The following is a 14934-nucleotide window of genomic DNA, read 5'->3' on the forward strand; positions in this document are numbered from 1 at the left end:
TTTCAACCGATAAATGATTGGCAGCAATTACAGCATATCGGTGCCATAAAACACTGGTCGACAAAACGGGGCTAAAAATGTTCAATAAAAATCCTTCAGGCGCATTTTCGTCCGGCAAACTTCTCGTTTTGCTCAACCTTATATGGCTTGCCGCGGCGGCGACGCTTTCCTTTTCGGCTCCCGCCTCTGCACAATTTTCTGAAAGCTATAATTTTCTGAAAGCGGTCAAAGACCGTGATGGCGAAGAGGCAACCAAATTTCTAAGCAAGCCAGGGTCGGTAATCGTCAATACGCGCGACCTTTCCAGCGGCCAGACAGCCCTGCATATCGTCGTCGAACGTCGCGACAGAGTCTGGGTCGGTTTCCTGCTACAGAAAGGCGCCAACCCCAATATCGCCGACAAAGAAGGTATGACACCGCTCATGTTGGCGACCCAGCTTCGGTTTATCGATGGTGTGACAGTCCTCTTGGCCAAAAATGCGCGGGTGGATGACACCAATAAGCAAGGCGAAACAGCGCTTATACGCGCGGTCCAACTCCGGGACGCGGAACTGGTTCGCCTGCTTCTCAAAAATGGTGCCGACCCCGACCGCACCGACACGCTCGCAGGATTATCAGCGCGTGATTATGCAACACGAGATCGCCGAGCGGCTTCAATATTGGCGGAAATTGAAAAGGCCGATGCCGACAAAAAGCCGGAAATCGAAGGTCGATTCTTTGGACCAGAAGGCTAGCACCGACAGCTAGCTGGTAGAATCATGCAGTCCTGAGGCAGGACTGATCCAACCATCGGACACCGCCGCTCGCCGCATCGCACGACGGGCCAAACGCATGGTTTCCGTCTTGCGTCGCGCCGGAGCAAGCGTGTGGGTCTCAGCTGATCGCACCATTTCCCCATCATAAGCATCGGCAATGATAAGTCCGGTACGTTGTGGCAGAAACTCCGGTCCATCGACCGGGGAGGCATCAAAACCCACGGGAAGGGCCCAGTAAAAACGGTCACAATAGTCAAGATATTCGGTCCATTTAGCATCACCGAGTAGATCGCTCCGCGCAACCTTAATCTCGACAATGACAATTTGTCCCTTGGCATCAATGCCCATCAAATCCGCCCGGCGCCGATTGCGCAGACTGACTTCGGGCAACACCATGATATCGTGTCGCAGAAACATTCGTGCGACCCCCCGGGCAACAGCCTGTGCACCGGTCAGTTCATCGGTGGCCCGCAACAGATCTAGAGAATCATTGGTTCCTGTCATGTCAATTGACTAGAACATAAAAAGAACAAAATAAAGGCCCCCAAAAGGGAGCCTCTATGCATTCGATCGTTACGCTGTGACTAGCGATAGAAAATATGATTTTCTATCCGGGCCATCCGCTTCAACCGCCAACGAGGAGAAACATAGCGTGCGTGGAAGAAGAGCGCGCCTTCGACCTCGCTTTTCCATCCATCATTGACCGCAATTTTGGCAATCGCAACCGCATTACGCCACTGCTGATGGCCTTTGTTGATACGAGGCATTTTTCCGCCGCGGATGAAGGAAAACTGCCGGCGCTGATAGACAACACCGCATATGGAATTTGGAAAACGGGACGATGCGACACGCGCCAAGACCACCCGCGCGACGGCCAATTGGCCTTTCAGCGATTCACTTTTCGATTCGAAATAGACAGTGCCAGCGAGACACTCCATTTCAGCGTCCAGCGAACCACCGACCGATTGCTGGCTGACCAGCTGGCGCAAGGAGGTTGCACCACTGTTGGTGAAATTAGCGGCTTCGCTATTGGCGATCTTGTCAGCGTCCAAAACTTCTTGTGGGATTTCAGCGACAATTTCTTTTGGCTCAGCAAACATAATCGTCTGATTTGCTTGCTCTGCTTCCAGCACGGCTGGATCAACAAAAATTTCTGATTCAGGCGTTTCGTCAGTTGCTTCCAATGCAAAAGACGCATCGGTGACGGACAATGCCGCAACCGTAGTAATGGCAAGCGAAAAGACGCTTGCTGCACGAAGAATTTTGCTCATAAACCTGTATTTTTATGCGGTGAGACCAGAGTGAATCATGGCATTCTCGCCAAAATCACCAAAAATAGAGCCAAAAAACCAAAACCGAGCCCTATTTCTGTTCTCCCCGTCTGCGTGTTTACCGCCTGTCCTTGTTGACATCACTAAACGGCAACCTGCGCATCAAAGTTGGGTGCCAAATATGGATTTGAACAATAAAGTCAAGTTTACTGACCCATTTCGGCGATGAGCCGTTCCGCATCCGGGATGTCCAGTTCTATTAACCACATATCGGAGTCAAAACGGAATCTTTGAGCAATATAATCAGATAATTCTCTATTATTATCAGTGTTTTGCGGCCATATTGCCTGCCAGTTGGGAGACCCGTCGAGCGATGGCATATTCTCCAGAAGCTTAGGATTTTCCCCCTTTTCAACGCATTGAATCAGGATAGCGCCGGATATCCGGTCACCTTTTTTCAAAACGGCTCCGAATCCACCATTTTGATCCGCCAATCTAAGAAGCGTTTTAACCTTCATTTCCGCAGAAAGTCGCGGTTCAATCACCCTTTTGATATCCCGGCAAGGACGCCAGCGGGATATGCGAACGCATGAACGTCCCGGTACCCCGAGCAATTTCTTCGCCTTCGCTATCGATCAACCGCGCATCGGCGACAAAGACCCGGCGCTTACCGCTAACCCAGCGCCCCTCCGCCGTAACCTGTCCGAATTTCAACGGTTTGGTGAAAAGCAGGTTGAAGGCGGTCGTTAGAATGAACCGGTCGGAAACCAGGCTGTTGGCCGCATAAAAAGCCGCATCGTCGAGCATCTTGAAATAGGCCGTGCCATGCACAGCACCAGCTGCGTGATAATATCGCTCATCAACGTCAAAATATATGCGCGCCAGACCGGCTTCTGCGATTTCCAAACGTGATTGAAACAACTGATTGATCGGGGCTTCCGCATATAGGCGCTCTAACGCTCGGAAATGCTCCTGCGCGCCGCCACTTTCCATATCAGTTTTCGTTTCGTCTGCCATGGTCAACGATCAGGCCGCCCGCTGCTCACGCTGTTTATTCAACAAGGAATAAAGCGCATCCTGACCCGCCGCTCCCCGAAGCTTTGCAACCATCTGATCATCCCGCAAGAATCGGGAAATCGCAGCCAAGGCCTTTAAATGCTCAACCCCACCTTTTTCCGGGGACAACAAAGCGAACATCAGATCCACAGGCTTGCCATCGTGAGAATCGAAAGAAACAGGCTCGGCAAGACGGAGGAAAATACCGACACAATGGTCGAGACTCGCCAATTTCGTATGCGGTATCGCAATCGCCCGCCCGAATCCGGTAGACCCCAGTGCTTCGCGAGCGATCAAACCGGACTCAATGGACGCAGAATCAAGGCCATAGCATTCCTGCCCAACACGGGCGATGATCGCCAAAATGTCGTCCTTGCTGCAATCGCCGGGGCAATCCCGAACAGCAGCGATTTCCAATCGAATGGACAAAGCAGTCATTACTCATTCCTTTTGTCCCGGTAAAACTCGGCCAATTCTGTAACTTTACCAGAATTCGGACGCCGGTGCGCGTTGGACCAACCGTCAAAAACGTCAATCATCTGCCTGTTTGCAGCGATATGACTCTATCAATTATGCGGCTCTACCCAACCAATTGTGCCGTCGGAGCGGCGATAAACCATATTATGGGCGCCAGTACCAGAGTTTTTGAACAATAGGGCGTTGGTATTGCGCAAATCCATCATCATAACGGCGTTAGATACGCTGGCTTCCGGAATGTCAGTGCTGGTTTCGGCAATGATCGGAGGCGCTTCCCCATTGACTTCGCTTTCCTCTTCCTCTTCGTCTACTTCAAACACGCGATAGGCCGCATCTTCTTGTTTTGCAGCATATTGTGCCTGAACATGATGGTCGTTCAACCGCCGCATATAGCGCCGAAGCTGTTTTTCAACCTTGTCGGCGGCCTGATCAAAAGCCTGATGGGCATCGCCCGCCTCAGCATCGGATTTCAACATCAATCCCTGCATGACATGATTCACAATATCGCATTTGAAATGCCCGTGCGGCGCTTTGCTCAGAGTGACATGGGCTGAAATCGCTTTCGGAAAATATTTGCTGGCGATCGCATTCATTCGATCTTCTGCATGGGTTTGCAGTGCGTCACCGGTATCAACCTGATGTCCCGAAACACGAATTTCCATATTCATTCTCCTATTTTTCTACACCGCTACACAATTTATGATGCAGTCAATTTTCGGACCAGAGTGCGTTTTCAATCCCGTCCATAAAGCTCTTGTGCCGGACCAATTCCTCTGCAGTCGCAGAATGTTCCCGCACGGGCATGATCTGTCGGCGTTCTGTCCGTTGTGTTGTGGCTCGGGCATTAGCCGCTGAGGCATCAGGGCTGCGATCCTCTGCCAAACCGAGCCCGATCTGGCGGCCGCCGGTCAACTCAATATAGAGCTGGGTCAGCAGTTCCGCATCAAGAAGCGCGCCGTGTTTCACACGATGGCTGCGGTCAATGCCGTAGCGCGAGCATAGTGCATCGAGGGACAATTTAGCCCCCGGATGTTTCGACTTGGCAATCGCCAATGTGTCGACCATGCGAAACTGTGAAATCGGTTTATATCCGCACATCACGAACTCAGCATTGAGAAATTTGAAATCAAACTGGGCATTATGAGCGACAAGATTCGCTTCGCCGAGAAAGACCAGCAATTCTTCTGCACCGGCAGCGAACAGCTTTTTGTCGGACAAAAATATATCAGAAAGACCGTGCACATCCTCTGCAGCCTTTGGCATCGGACGCTCTGGATTATAGTAACAATGAAAGGTCTGGCCGGTTTCAACCCGGTCGATCATTTCAATACAACCGATTTCAACCATCCGGTCACCATTTTGAGGATCAAAGCCGGTGGTTTCGGTGTCGAAAATTATTTCCCGCATAAGGCCAATATCGGACTCTACTCCGGGTTACGCAAGGGAAGCTTTCAGTTTTCGAACAAGTTTTTGCACATGTTGACGTGTTTCTGCCAGTGGCACCGACGTATCGATCACGGAATCAGCCTTTTGCCGTTTTTCCGCGTCCGGCATTTGCAGCGCTTTTATCTGTTCGAACCGTTCCTCGGTCATACCAGGACGAGCCAGAACACGCGCCCGCTGATCTTCCGGACCCGCGGATACAACAACTATATGATCGACACCCTCGGCGCCGCCTTTTTCAAAAAGCAGCGGGATGTCGAACAGGATCAAGGGCTCGTCACGATTATCTGCAAGAAAGGCCAAGCGCATTTCTCCAACCGCCGGATGAATCAATCCTTCGAGCTGTTTCAGAGAATCCGGATTACCCAGTACCGCCGCTCCGAGCTTCTGCCGGTCCACACCATCCTCGTTCGTGCTGCCCGGAAACAAGGCTTCGATCGCATCCACCAGAGCGCCGCCCGGTCCCTGCAGCTGGTGCACAGCCGCATCTGCATCGAACAACGGAACGCCTTCATCGACAAACATCTGGCCAACCGTAGATTTTCCCATGCCAATGGAACCGGTCAGGCCGATAATATAAGGCTTGTCGGATTTCTTCATGCGATCAGCAGCTTTTTGAGTTCCGCATCATGCTCGACCGGCGGTGTCGCTCCAAAAAACAGTTCAAATGCGAGCGCCGCTTGCCCGATCAGCATGTCTAGACCATCAATCACAGCCAGGTCCCTCTGTTTGGCGGCCTTTAAGAGTCCCGTCTCCAAGGGTACATAGACAAGATCATATACCAATGCGTCAGTAGGTAGGGGATCCAGATCTATCTCGAGCGGCGGCTTGCCAGTCATGCCCAAAGGGCTGGCATTGATAAGCAGGTCGGCCTCCGGCAATCGAGCATCCATCGGCAAAACACTACCTTTGGCAGAGGCTTGCATCAACAAGCCGGTTGCTTTCAATCCACTGCGCGCGATAATGGTGATTTCACCGATACCCACCTGTTTCAGCGCGAATAAAACCGCCCGTGCGGCACCGCCTGCGCCAATAACTACTGCATGTTTTTTTGACCAATCGGTGTCGGCAATCGGCGCCAGAAAACCAGCCGCATCGGTGTTGGTTCCGATCAAGCTACCATCTGCTTGTCGTACAATCGTGTTCATCGCTCCGATCTTGTCGCGAACGCCACCCGGATCTGCGACCAGATCAAGGATTTCTATCTTATGCGGTATGGTCACATTGCAACCGCGCCATGCCGGATCCGCACGCCGCTGCTCAATATAGCCAGGCAATGCATCTGGCGTAACGTGACAGACACGATAATCCGCTTCCATCGCCAATCGCTCAAGCCAGAACTTATGGATCAGCGGAGACTTGCTATGGGCGATTGGATCACCAATCACTTCAGCATAAGGAATATCGGTGGTCATGATGGCATAATTCCTCGAATGCGAAGATAATCCAGAAGATGCAAAAGCGGCAGACCCATGATCGTAAACTGGCTGCCGACAATGGTTGAGAATAGCTGAGCGCCCCTGCCTTCAATCTCGTAACAGCCGACGCAGTGCCGAATATTGTCCCATTCCGATTCAACATATTGCTCAATGAAATTGTCGCTAAGCGACCGCATGGAAAGCGTCGCAATATCGATATGCCGCCACACCGGAGTCCCTTGTTCGGCGATGACTGCAGCGCTGAACAATTTGTGCTTTTTACCGGACAGCATTTTCAGATGCGCCATCGCCTCAGCGGGATCGACAGGCTTGTCGAGCATCTTACCATCTTCAAGTGCGAGAATTTGATCACCACCCAATATCAATCCGCCGCCAATCCGCCGCGACAGACGAACAGCCTTGGCCTCGGCTAGCGCATCGGCCAGATTGCGGGCCGTTGCACCTTCAGTTTTGAGTCCTTCTCTGAGCGCCTCTTCATCAACATTGGGCGCCACCGCTTCAACATTCACACCGGCAGCGGTCAGCATCGCATGCCGCGCCTTGCTTTTCGAAGCCAATATCAGCGGCTCCTCATTCACCGTCACCGACCTTTTGATGATCATCAGAATCGATATGACGTTCGTTATAGAGATTGATGATTGCCGCTGCCGATTCTTCGATCGAGCGCCGTGTCACATCAATCGTCGGCCAGCCATTGTCGGCGAACATCCGGCGAGCGTATTGGGTTTCCGCTTTGACCTTATCTTCGTTGACGTAATCGGTCTCCGGCGCCTGGTTCAGAGACAATAAACGATTGCGCCGAACTTGCACTAGCCGCGAGGCCCCCGTGATCAAACCCACAACGAGTGGATTCTTCAAATGAAACAGAGCGTCGGGGGGCGGAGATTCCGGTACGATTGGAATATTGGCGGTTTTATAGCCCCGATTGGCTAGATAGATGGATGTAGGGGTTTTCGAGGTTCGCGAAACACCTGCGAGCACAATATCTGCCTCTTCCCAATTTTCCCAACCAACCCCGTCATCATGAGCAATGGTGAATTGAATCGCCTCAACCCGGGCGAAATAGGCCGCATCCAAAACATGCTGGCGGCCCGGCCGGGCTTTGGCTTCTTGTCCAAGCATGTTGGACAGCGCATCGGTAACCGTATCCAGCGCCGGAACCGACGGCAGGCCGAGATGCCGGCACTCACGTTCCAACTTTACCCTGATATCGCGGTTGACGATGGTGAAAATCACCAGCCCGGGGTTATCCGCAACCTCAGTCAATATCCGGTTGAGATGTTTTTCGGAGCGGACCATAGGCCAGAAATGCTTGATAATCTCAACGCCATCAAACTGGGCCAATGCCGCCTTAGCGATATTTTCCAGGGTCTCTCCCGTTGAATCGGAGAGCATATGAAGATGAAGTCGATTCATGCACTAAGCTTTGTGATTTCGCGGGGGATAAAGCAAGGGATGAAAATGTGGATAAGCAGCTCAGGGATATTCTTCCCCGATTCCCGAAAATCCATCCACAGCCAACCAACATTGACAGATTCCATCAACAGGCTGTGGATAGCAGGGATCAATTTTTAGAATCGGTAAATTTTCCGTTTACCCCCGCCTGTCAATCTGTTTGTGTTTGCGGTGCTAGCGGGTTACCGCATTTTCCACGCTCTATCATCAACAACAATTTATAATAAATACTTATATAATATATTGGATCACCTTCTTTCTATGCCGCACGAAAATGAATCCCAGAAAATTTTGCTCCAGACATTGCTCGGCAATAAAACCGATCAAACGCCGGTCTGGCTCATGCGGCAAGCTGGACGCTATCTACCGGAATATCGGGAATTGCGTGCCAAGAAAGGCGGTTTCCTGGAGCTTTGCTATGATGCTGAATCAGCGGCAGAAGTCACTTTACAGCCTATTAGACGCTTTGATTTTGACGGTGCGATCTTGTTCTCCGACATTTTGATCGTGCCCCATGCGATGGGCCAGAATCTCTGGTTTGAGGCAGGTGAAGGACCTCGGTTGGCACCAAGGCTACTGGACGCCGCTTTGGGCTTTCTAGAGGGTGCTCCTGAGCATTTTGAAGCCATATATGCAACGGTTCGCAGGGTCGCTGAACAGCTAGACAGCAAAACCACCTTCATGGGCTTCGCAGGCAGTCCCTGGACGATCGCGACTTATATGGTCAATGGTCAGGGCAGCAAGGATCAGGCAGCGACCCGTCGCTTTGCTTATCAGGATGAAACAGCCTTTGGCGAACTGATCGACGCTATCATCGATAATACAGTCACCTATCTATTGGGTCAGATCGAGGCTGGCGTGGATGCGGTTCAGCTGTTCGACAGCTGGGCAGGATCTCTATCCCCAGCACAATTTGAAAAATGGGTCATTGCCCCCAATGCCGAGATTATTTCGCGGCTAAAGGCAGTCCATCCCGATTTTCCGATCATCGGCTTTCCAAAAGGAGCCGGGGCCAAATTGATCGCTTATGCCAATGAAACCGGTGCCAATGCGATTGGTCTCGATGAAACCGTTGATCCGGTCTGGGCGCATAAAAATCTGCCGCGGGACTTGCCGTTGCAGGGAAATCTTGACCCGCTGGCGCTAATCGCGGGGGGTGATGCGTTGGAACAATCGGTTCGGCACATTCTCGATATTTTCAGCGAACGGCCGCATATTTTTAATCTGGGTCACGGGATTTTGCCGGATACGCCCATTGCACATGTTGAAAAGCTGCTTACACTTGTGAGGCAATGAACGAATATATTTCTATGCTTTATCTTTGGCTCAAATCTGCACATCTTATTTTTGTGATCTTCTGGATGGCCGGGCTGTTCATGATGCCGCGTTTCTTTGTCTATCATCAAGAATGCGCGGTTGGTTCCGAAGAAGATGGCAAATGGATTGAACGCGAGGGTAAGCTCCGCAAGATCATTCTGAATCCTTCGCTGATCATTGTCTGGGTGCTTGGATTGTTACTGGCCTACAATATTGGCGCTTTCAGTCAGGGCTGGTTTCATGCCAAATTGCTCGTGGCATTGTTGCTGACGGGCTATCACGGTTGGATGATCGGCTATGTCAAAAAACTTGCCAGAGGTGAGCGGACGATGAGCGACAAAGGCTTGCGGTTGGTCAATGAAGTTCCGGGTATTACTGCTGCGATCATCGTAATATTGGTGATCATCAAACCCTTTTGACCGGGCTTGGTTGACACTCAAATGACAAAGGCGTAATTGAGCGCCAAAGCCCGTCCGGGCGAATATTCATGTGAATCGTAAACAGCAACCAGCTGCGCACATGCATTATAAAAAATAACCTCCTGACATATTTGGATAAACCTCCATGCATTTAAAAGAATTAAAAGAAAAATCGCCCGCCGATCTCGTCTCTATGGCGGAAGAGCTGGGCGTCGAGGGTGCCTCCACCCTACGCAAACAAGATTTGATGTTCGCAATCCTGAAAGAACTGGCGGACAATGACGAACAGATCATGGGCGTTGGCACGATTGAAGTGCTGACCGACGGGTTTGGATTTTTGCGCTCACCTGATGCCAATTATCTCGCCGGCCCTGATGATATTTATGTGTCTCCCAACCAGGTCCGCAAATTTGGTCTTCGCACCGGTGATACGGTCGAAGGCGAAATCCGGGCACCGCGCGATGGCGAACGCTATTTCGCGCTGACCAAATTGACGTCGATCAACTTCGATGTTCCTGATGCGGTTCGTCACCGGGTGAATTTTGACAATCTCACGCCGCTTTATCCGGATGAGAAGCTCAAGCTCGATAGTCTTGATCCGACAGAGAAAGACAAGTCTGCTCGGGTGATCGATATTATCTCGCCACAGGGTAAAGGCCAGCGTGCTTTGATCGTGGCGCCACCGCGGACCGGTAAAACCGTGCTGCTACAGAATATTGCCAAAGCAATTACCGACAATCATCCGGAAGTCTATCTGCTGGTTTTGCTGATCGACGAACGGCCGGAAGAAGTTACCGACATGCAGCGTTCGGTGAAGGGCGAAGTGATCAGCTCGACTTTTGACGAGCCAGCGACCCGCCACGTACAGGTTGCCGAAATGGTGATCGAAAAGGCCAAGCGCCTGGTCGAGCATAAGCATGATGTTGTCATTCTGCTGGACTCGATCACCCGTCTGGGCCGTGCCTATAACACCGTGGTACCAAGCTCTGGTAAGGTTCTCACCGGTGGTGTCGATGCCAATGCTCTGCAACGTCCGAAACGCTTTTTCGGTGCTGCCCGGAATATTGAAGAAGGCGGTTCGCTGTCGATCATTGCAACGGCGCTGATCGATACCGGTAGCCGGATGGATGAAGTCATCTTTGAAGAATTCAAGGGCACCGGTAACTCGGAAATTGTCCTGGATCGCAAAGTCTCTGACAAACGCATATTCCCAGCGCTGGATGTCGGGAAATCCGGCACGCGTAAGGAAGAGCTGCTGGTCGAGGACGAGAAGCTCAAGAAAATGTGGGTGCTACGCCGTATCCTCATGCAAATGGGTACGATCGACGCGATGGAATTCCTGCTCGACAAGATGAAGGATTCAAAATCCAACGACGATTTCTTCGACAGTATGAATCAATAAGCTTACCGGACTGCCCTGATGATCGTCGAACATGCCATATTGCAGGTCCGGCCAGGGCAGTCGGGTGATTTTGAATTGGCGATGGCGAGAGCCAAGCCGCTTGTAGCCGCACAACCCGGTTTTCAGTCGATAGAGATACGGCCATCATCCGATGATCCTGATCGCTATCTACTGCTGATCAAATGGGATACAATTGAATCGCATCGTGATGGGTTTCGGCAATCAGCAGAATATCAACAATGGCGTGGCTTGCTTCATGATTTTTATGATCCTATGCCGACAGTGAACTATTACGGACCATCTATTCTCCATGATTGACCTGATTTCCATCTTTTCCGCCGCCGCCTCGGGGCTCGGTTCGCCCGCTGAAATCTGGCAAGCGATTCTCACCGATTTTTCGAAGATCGGCACGCCCGAAGCCTTGGCAGCTTTTGGTCAGGTCATCCTGATCGATCTGGTTTTTGCCGCTGACAATGCAATCGCCGTTGGCGCGCTGGCTGGCGGTCTGCCAGCGGACCAACGACGCAAGGTCATATTGATGGGTATCGGTGCGGCACTAGTGCTGCGTATATTATTCGCGCTGATTGTGGTGCAGCTTCTGCAGATTGTTGGCCTAGTGCTGGCTGGCGGGTTGCTTTTGCTCTGGGTCGCGTGGAGTTTTTACCGCGAGATTTTCCACGAAGGAGAATCCGACGGATCTCCGGAAATTGAAGGCGATGAACATAGTGGTATCGCATCGAAGAAAAGCTTTTGGGGGGCGGCCTGGGCGGTCATGGCTGCCGACGTTTCGATGAGCCTCGACAATGTATTGGGCGTTGCTGGAGCCGCGCGCGACCATCCAGGCATCTTGGTTGTCGGTCTGATACTTTCGGTCGCCCTAATGGGCCTCGCCGCCAATGTCATCGCCAAATATATCGAGCGGTACAAATGGATTGCCTATCTGGGGCTGGCGGTCATCATCTATGTCGCCGGCAAGATGATCTATTCCGGCCTAGTGGGTGATGAACAAACGATTGGTGTGCTGACGCTGTTTTGATTACGAAAAGGCTGGGATTGCTCCCAGCCTTTTGATCTAACCCTTCATCTTCTCCAGCATCTTGCCCATTTCTTCCCAGACCTTGTTGATCGCCTTCAATGGGCGGACCATCACTTTGAAATCCTGAATCTTGCCTTCGTCATTCCAGTGGATTATATCGACACCGTTCACCTGAATGCCGTCGAGCTCGAGTTCAAATTCCAGCATTGCGGTGTTTTTTGCCTCGTCGACAATTTCGCGGACATAGCGGAAACTGTCATTGGCGAGCACCACGTCGGCTGCGCTGAGATAGGCGACGACCATATGTTTTCCGGATTGGGGCGTGTGCACAACGGGGGAGTGGAACACGGCGTCATCGGCGATCTGATCGGTCAGACCGGATCCACCCTTATCTTCGAAATGGTCGTGCCAGACCTTCAGATTATCCTGTGTGCTCATGCCAGATGCTCCTTGAAAAATGCTTCGGTGCGGTTGTCGGCCAATGTTGCGGCTGCTTCGTCCCGGCGCTTGCCGAATTGAGCGGCAAAGCCATGGTCGAGGCCGTCATAATCGTGCAGCGCAACCTTTGGATGGTCATCCAGTCCGGCGTGCATCGCGGCTTGCGCGTCTGCAGGGACAAAGCCATCGGCGGTAGGAATATGCAGCATTACATCATGGGCTATCGCTTGTTTTTCCCCTAGCAGCCCGTCGATGCCAACGCCGTAATAGCCAACAGACGCCCGGATATCGGTGCGACAGGCGGTCATGAAGGCGAGACGGCCGCCAAGGCAATAGCCGACGCAGCCGACCTTGTGATTGCTGGTCTCTGTCTGCGCAAAATGGATGGCGGCCTCGATATCGCGGATGCCTTGATCCTGATTAAACTTGCCCATCAGATCGAGTGCGGTTTCAAATTCGGCCTGCACGTCGGCATCGAGGTCCGTTTTGTCGTTGATCCGCCAGAACAGATCCGGAGCAATGGCGAGATAGCCAAGGCTTGCCCAATGGTCGCATTTCGCACTGATCCCGTCATTGACGCCAAATATTTCCTGGATCACGATGATGGCGGCGCTGGCTTTTCCATCAGGCTTGGCGACATAACAGGGAAAATCTGCATCTCCGCTCAGTGTTTTCACCTGTTCCATTGCACCCATCTTACAGTTCCTTTGTATCATGACTTGATTCTTGGGGCACAATATCCCCATATCAGCGACAGGCAAGGTGGAACATCAACCTGTTGGGTGAGGGAGGGAACTTCGCTGCAACGGCCAAGTAGAGGAAGACAAAATGAAAGTCACCGTTGAACTGGACTGCACGCCGGAAGAGGCGCGCCGATTGATCGGCCTGCCTGACGTAGGCAAGCTAAACGAAAGCTACGTCAAGGAAATGTCCAAATTCTTGCAAGGTGCGAATTCGGCGGAACAGCTTCAGAATTTCACCAAGATCATCGCGCCGATGGGTGAGGCTGGTCTGAAGATGTTCTCCTCCTTTCTGACCGGCGCAATGAGCGCTTCTTCGACCGGTGGGAAATCATCTTCCTCCAAGAAAAAGTCGGACTAACGGACGTTTCCTGACATGTTGTCCGCTGATGACACCATTTTTGCGCTGTCCAGCGGACAACCACCAGCAGCCATAGGAATCCTGCGGGTTAGCGGGGCTTTGGCCGGACAGGCGCTCGAATCCCTAACAGGAAATTTACCAAAACAGCGCGTTGCAACTCTAGGAAATATCACCAATCCGGTTAGTGGAGAGCTTTTGGACGCGGCCTTATGCTTCTGGTTTCCGGGCCCGAATAGCGCAACGGGGGAAGATTTGGCGGAGATTCACTGCCATGGCGGCCGGGCGGTAATCCGGGCGATTGAGCAAGCGCTGGAACAAATGGAAGGGCTGCGCAAGGCCGAACCGGGTGAATTCACCCGCCGGGCCTTCACCCATGGGAAAATGGATCTAGCTGAATCAGAAGGCCTGTCCGACCTGCTCTTTGCTGAAACCGAATTGCAGCGAAAAGCCGCGGTCCGCAATGCCGGTGGCGGATTGTCGCGCAAGGTCGACGATTGGCAGCAACGTATATTACAACTATCTGCGCTGGTTGAGGCGGAACTTGATTTCTCCGACGAAGATGATGTCGCCCCGCAACAAACAGCGATGATCCAACAGGCCGTTAATCCACTGGTCGAGGAAATGCGCAATCTCTTGCAGCGTCCGCGCGCGGAGAAGCTGCGCGATGGCATTCGGGTGGTGCTTGGCGGTCCGCCCAATAGTGGCAAGTCAACATTGCTCAATGCATTGGTCGAGCGAGAAGCGGCCATCGTGTCGGATATTGCGGGCACAACGCGCGATGTGATCGAAGTGCCCATTGGCTTGGGGGGAATACCATTTCTTTTCATCGATACTGCCGGTGTTCGCGATAGCGGCGCCGAGACGATCGAACAAATTGGCATCGACCGCGCGCGCGCGCAATTTTCTGCTGCCGATATCATCCTATGGCTGGGCGACGAAGGGCAGGGGCCGGCAGGTGCTGATAATCTGATCGAGATTAGCTCTCGCAGCGATCATCCGGAACATCGCCCGAAGGGTGCCAAGGCTTTCACGCTCTCACCGGTTAGCGGGCAGGGCATGGATGCTCTCGTCGATGATTTGGTGACACGCGCCAAAGATATTCTTCCCGATGGAGATCAGGTCAGCGTCAATGCTCGCCAGGCCGATCGGCTGACCGCCGCTTGCTCTAGCCTAGAGGCCATGATCGATGAGTCCGATTATCTGATCGTCGCAGAACATCTGCGGATGGCGCGTAAGGCGCTAGATGAGATTACCGGCAAAGCGAGCACTGAAGATATGCTCGACGGTCTGTTCGGAAAATTCTGTATCGGGAAGTGATTGTTCCA

Annotated in this window: 21 protein-coding genes; 8 read left to right on the forward strand and 13 right to left on the reverse strand. The window is 52.3% G+C overall.

Translation table 11 applies throughout. From position 1 onward, the window contains the following. Positions 1 to 77: 77 nt before the first annotated feature. Entirely contained in the window at positions 78 to 734 is a 657-nt protein-coding gene (locus tag ABJG22_RS01360) for an ankyrin repeat domain-containing protein (RefSeq protein ID WP_348018437.1), read from the forward strand. A 9-nt stretch (positions 735 to 743) separates the two neighbouring features. Here ABJG22_RS01360 and ABJG22_RS01365 read toward each other — a convergent pair whose 3' ends face one another. From ABJG22_RS01365 to ABJG22_RS01415, 11 genes are all read right to left on the reverse strand, one after another. Continuing rightward, entirely contained in the window at positions 744 to 1259 is a 516-nt protein-coding gene (locus ABJG22_RS01365; RefSeq protein ID WP_348018438.1) for an MmcB family DNA repair protein, read from the reverse strand. 80 nt (positions 1260 to 1339) lie between these two features. Further along, positions 1340 to 2026: a cell wall hydrolase gene (locus ABJG22_RS01370; RefSeq protein ID WP_348018439.1), complete on the reverse strand. Its 687-nt coding sequence runs from the start codon at positions 2024 to 2026 to the stop codon at positions 1340 to 1342. Positions 2027 to 2232: 206 nt separating this feature from the next. Further along, a complete protein-coding gene (locus ABJG22_RS01375) occupies positions 2233 to 2544 on the reverse strand; it encodes a DUF1491 family protein (RefSeq protein ID WP_348018440.1) in 312 nt (103 codons plus the stop codon). Between the two features lie 19 nt (positions 2545 to 2563). Then, positions 2564 to 3043 carry a PaaI family thioesterase gene (locus ABJG22_RS01380; RefSeq protein WP_348018441.1) on the reverse strand — a complete coding sequence of 160 codons (480 nt, stop codon included), beginning with the start codon at positions 3041 to 3043 and terminating at the stop codon, positions 2564 to 2566. Positions 3044 to 3052: 9 nt separating this feature from the next. Then, complete coding sequence (locus tag ABJG22_RS01385) at positions 3053 to 3520, reverse strand: PTS sugar transporter subunit IIA (RefSeq protein WP_348018442.1); 468 nt, start codon at positions 3518 to 3520, stop codon at positions 3053 to 3055. Positions 3521 to 3648: 128 nt separating this feature from the next. Beyond that, entirely contained in the window at positions 3649 to 4221 is a 573-nt protein-coding gene (gene raiA, locus ABJG22_RS01390; RefSeq protein WP_348018443.1) for a ribosome-associated translation inhibitor RaiA, read from the reverse strand. 46 nt (positions 4222 to 4267) lie between these two features. Then, positions 4268 to 4966 (reverse strand): DNA polymerase III subunit epsilon, encoded by a 699-nt coding sequence (gene dnaQ / locus ABJG22_RS01395; protein WP_348018444.1) that lies wholly within the window; start codon positions 4964 to 4966, stop codon positions 4268 to 4270. Positions 4967 to 4993: 27 nt separating this feature from the next. Further along, entirely contained in the window at positions 4994 to 5602 is a 609-nt protein-coding gene (coaE, locus tag ABJG22_RS01400; RefSeq protein WP_348018445.1) for a dephospho-CoA kinase, read from the reverse strand. Further along, positions 5599 to 6417 (reverse strand): shikimate dehydrogenase, encoded by an 819-nt coding sequence (gene aroE / locus ABJG22_RS01405; RefSeq protein ID WP_348018446.1) that lies wholly within the window; start codon positions 6415 to 6417, stop codon positions 5599 to 5601. The genes coaE and aroE overlap by 4 nt, the downstream gene beginning before the upstream one ends. Next, positions 6414 to 7043: a Maf family protein gene (locus tag ABJG22_RS01410; RefSeq protein WP_348018447.1), complete on the reverse strand. Its 630-nt coding sequence runs from the start codon at positions 7041 to 7043 to the stop codon at positions 6414 to 6416. The genes aroE and ABJG22_RS01410 overlap by 4 nt, the downstream gene beginning before the upstream one ends. After that, positions 7012 to 7857 (reverse strand): pyruvate, water dikinase regulatory protein, encoded by an 846-nt coding sequence (locus ABJG22_RS01415; protein WP_348018448.1) that lies wholly within the window; start codon positions 7855 to 7857, stop codon positions 7012 to 7014. Before ABJG22_RS01415 ends, ABJG22_RS01410 begins: the two co-directional genes overlap by 32 nt. A gap of 300 nt (positions 7858 to 8157) precedes the next feature. On the opposite strand from ABJG22_RS01415, the gene hemE reads away from it, so the two are divergent. From hemE to ABJG22_RS01440, 5 genes are all read left to right on the forward strand, one after another. Continuing rightward, positions 8158 to 9192 (forward strand): uroporphyrinogen decarboxylase, encoded by a 1035-nt coding sequence (hemE, locus tag ABJG22_RS01420; protein WP_348018449.1) that lies wholly within the window; start codon positions 8158 to 8160, stop codon positions 9190 to 9192. Continuing rightward, the gene (locus ABJG22_RS01425; protein WP_348018450.1) at positions 9189 to 9632 is read left to right on the forward strand and encodes a CopD family protein; all 444 of its coding nucleotides are present in this window, start codon (positions 9189 to 9191) and stop codon (positions 9630 to 9632) included. The genes hemE and ABJG22_RS01425 overlap by 4 nt, the downstream gene beginning before the upstream one ends. A gap of 145 nt (positions 9633 to 9777) precedes the next feature. Next, positions 9778 to 11034, forward strand: coding sequence for a transcription termination factor Rho (rho, locus tag ABJG22_RS01430; protein ID WP_348018451.1), 1257 nt, complete (start codon positions 9778 to 9780; stop codon positions 11032 to 11034). An 18-nt stretch (positions 11035 to 11052) separates the two neighbouring features. Then, on the forward strand, positions 11053 to 11352 hold the full coding sequence (locus ABJG22_RS01435) for an antibiotic biosynthesis monooxygenase (protein ID WP_348018452.1): 300 nt from the start codon (positions 11053 to 11055) through the stop codon (positions 11350 to 11352). After that, positions 11345 to 12070, forward strand: coding sequence for a YjbE family putative metal transport protein (locus tag ABJG22_RS01440; RefSeq protein ID WP_348018453.1), 726 nt, complete (start codon positions 11345 to 11347; stop codon positions 12068 to 12070). Before ABJG22_RS01435 ends, ABJG22_RS01440 begins: the two co-directional genes overlap by 8 nt. A gap of 36 nt (positions 12071 to 12106) precedes the next feature. Here ABJG22_RS01440 and ABJG22_RS01445 read toward each other — a convergent pair whose 3' ends face one another. Next, a complete protein-coding gene (locus tag ABJG22_RS01445; RefSeq protein ID WP_348018454.1) occupies positions 12107 to 12508 on the reverse strand; it encodes a nuclear transport factor 2 family protein in 402 nt (133 codons plus the stop codon). Beyond that, on the reverse strand, positions 12505 to 13203 hold the full coding sequence (locus ABJG22_RS01450; protein WP_348018455.1) for a dienelactone hydrolase family protein: 699 nt from the start codon (positions 13201 to 13203) through the stop codon (positions 12505 to 12507). Before ABJG22_RS01450 ends, ABJG22_RS01445 begins: the two co-directional genes overlap by 4 nt. A gap of 133 nt (positions 13204 to 13336) precedes the next feature. Here ABJG22_RS01450 and ABJG22_RS01455 point away from each other — a divergent pair, with 133 nt between their 5' ends. Next, on the forward strand, positions 13337 to 13609 hold the full coding sequence (locus ABJG22_RS01455) for a DUF6489 family protein (RefSeq protein ID WP_348018456.1): 273 nt from the start codon (positions 13337 to 13339) through the stop codon (positions 13607 to 13609). A 15-nt stretch (positions 13610 to 13624) separates the two neighbouring features. Further along, positions 13625 to 14926 carry a tRNA uridine-5-carboxymethylaminomethyl(34) synthesis GTPase MnmE gene (mnmE, locus tag ABJG22_RS01460; protein WP_348018457.1) on the forward strand — a complete coding sequence of 434 codons (1302 nt, stop codon included), beginning with the start codon at positions 13625 to 13627 and terminating at the stop codon, positions 14924 to 14926. The last annotated feature ends 8 nt before the right edge of the window (positions 14927 to 14934 follow it).

This window comes from Parasphingorhabdus sp., assembly GCF_039939955.1.
In the GTDB taxonomy this organism is placed as follows: domain Bacteria; phylum Pseudomonadota; class Alphaproteobacteria; order Sphingomonadales; family Sphingomonadaceae; genus Parasphingorhabdus.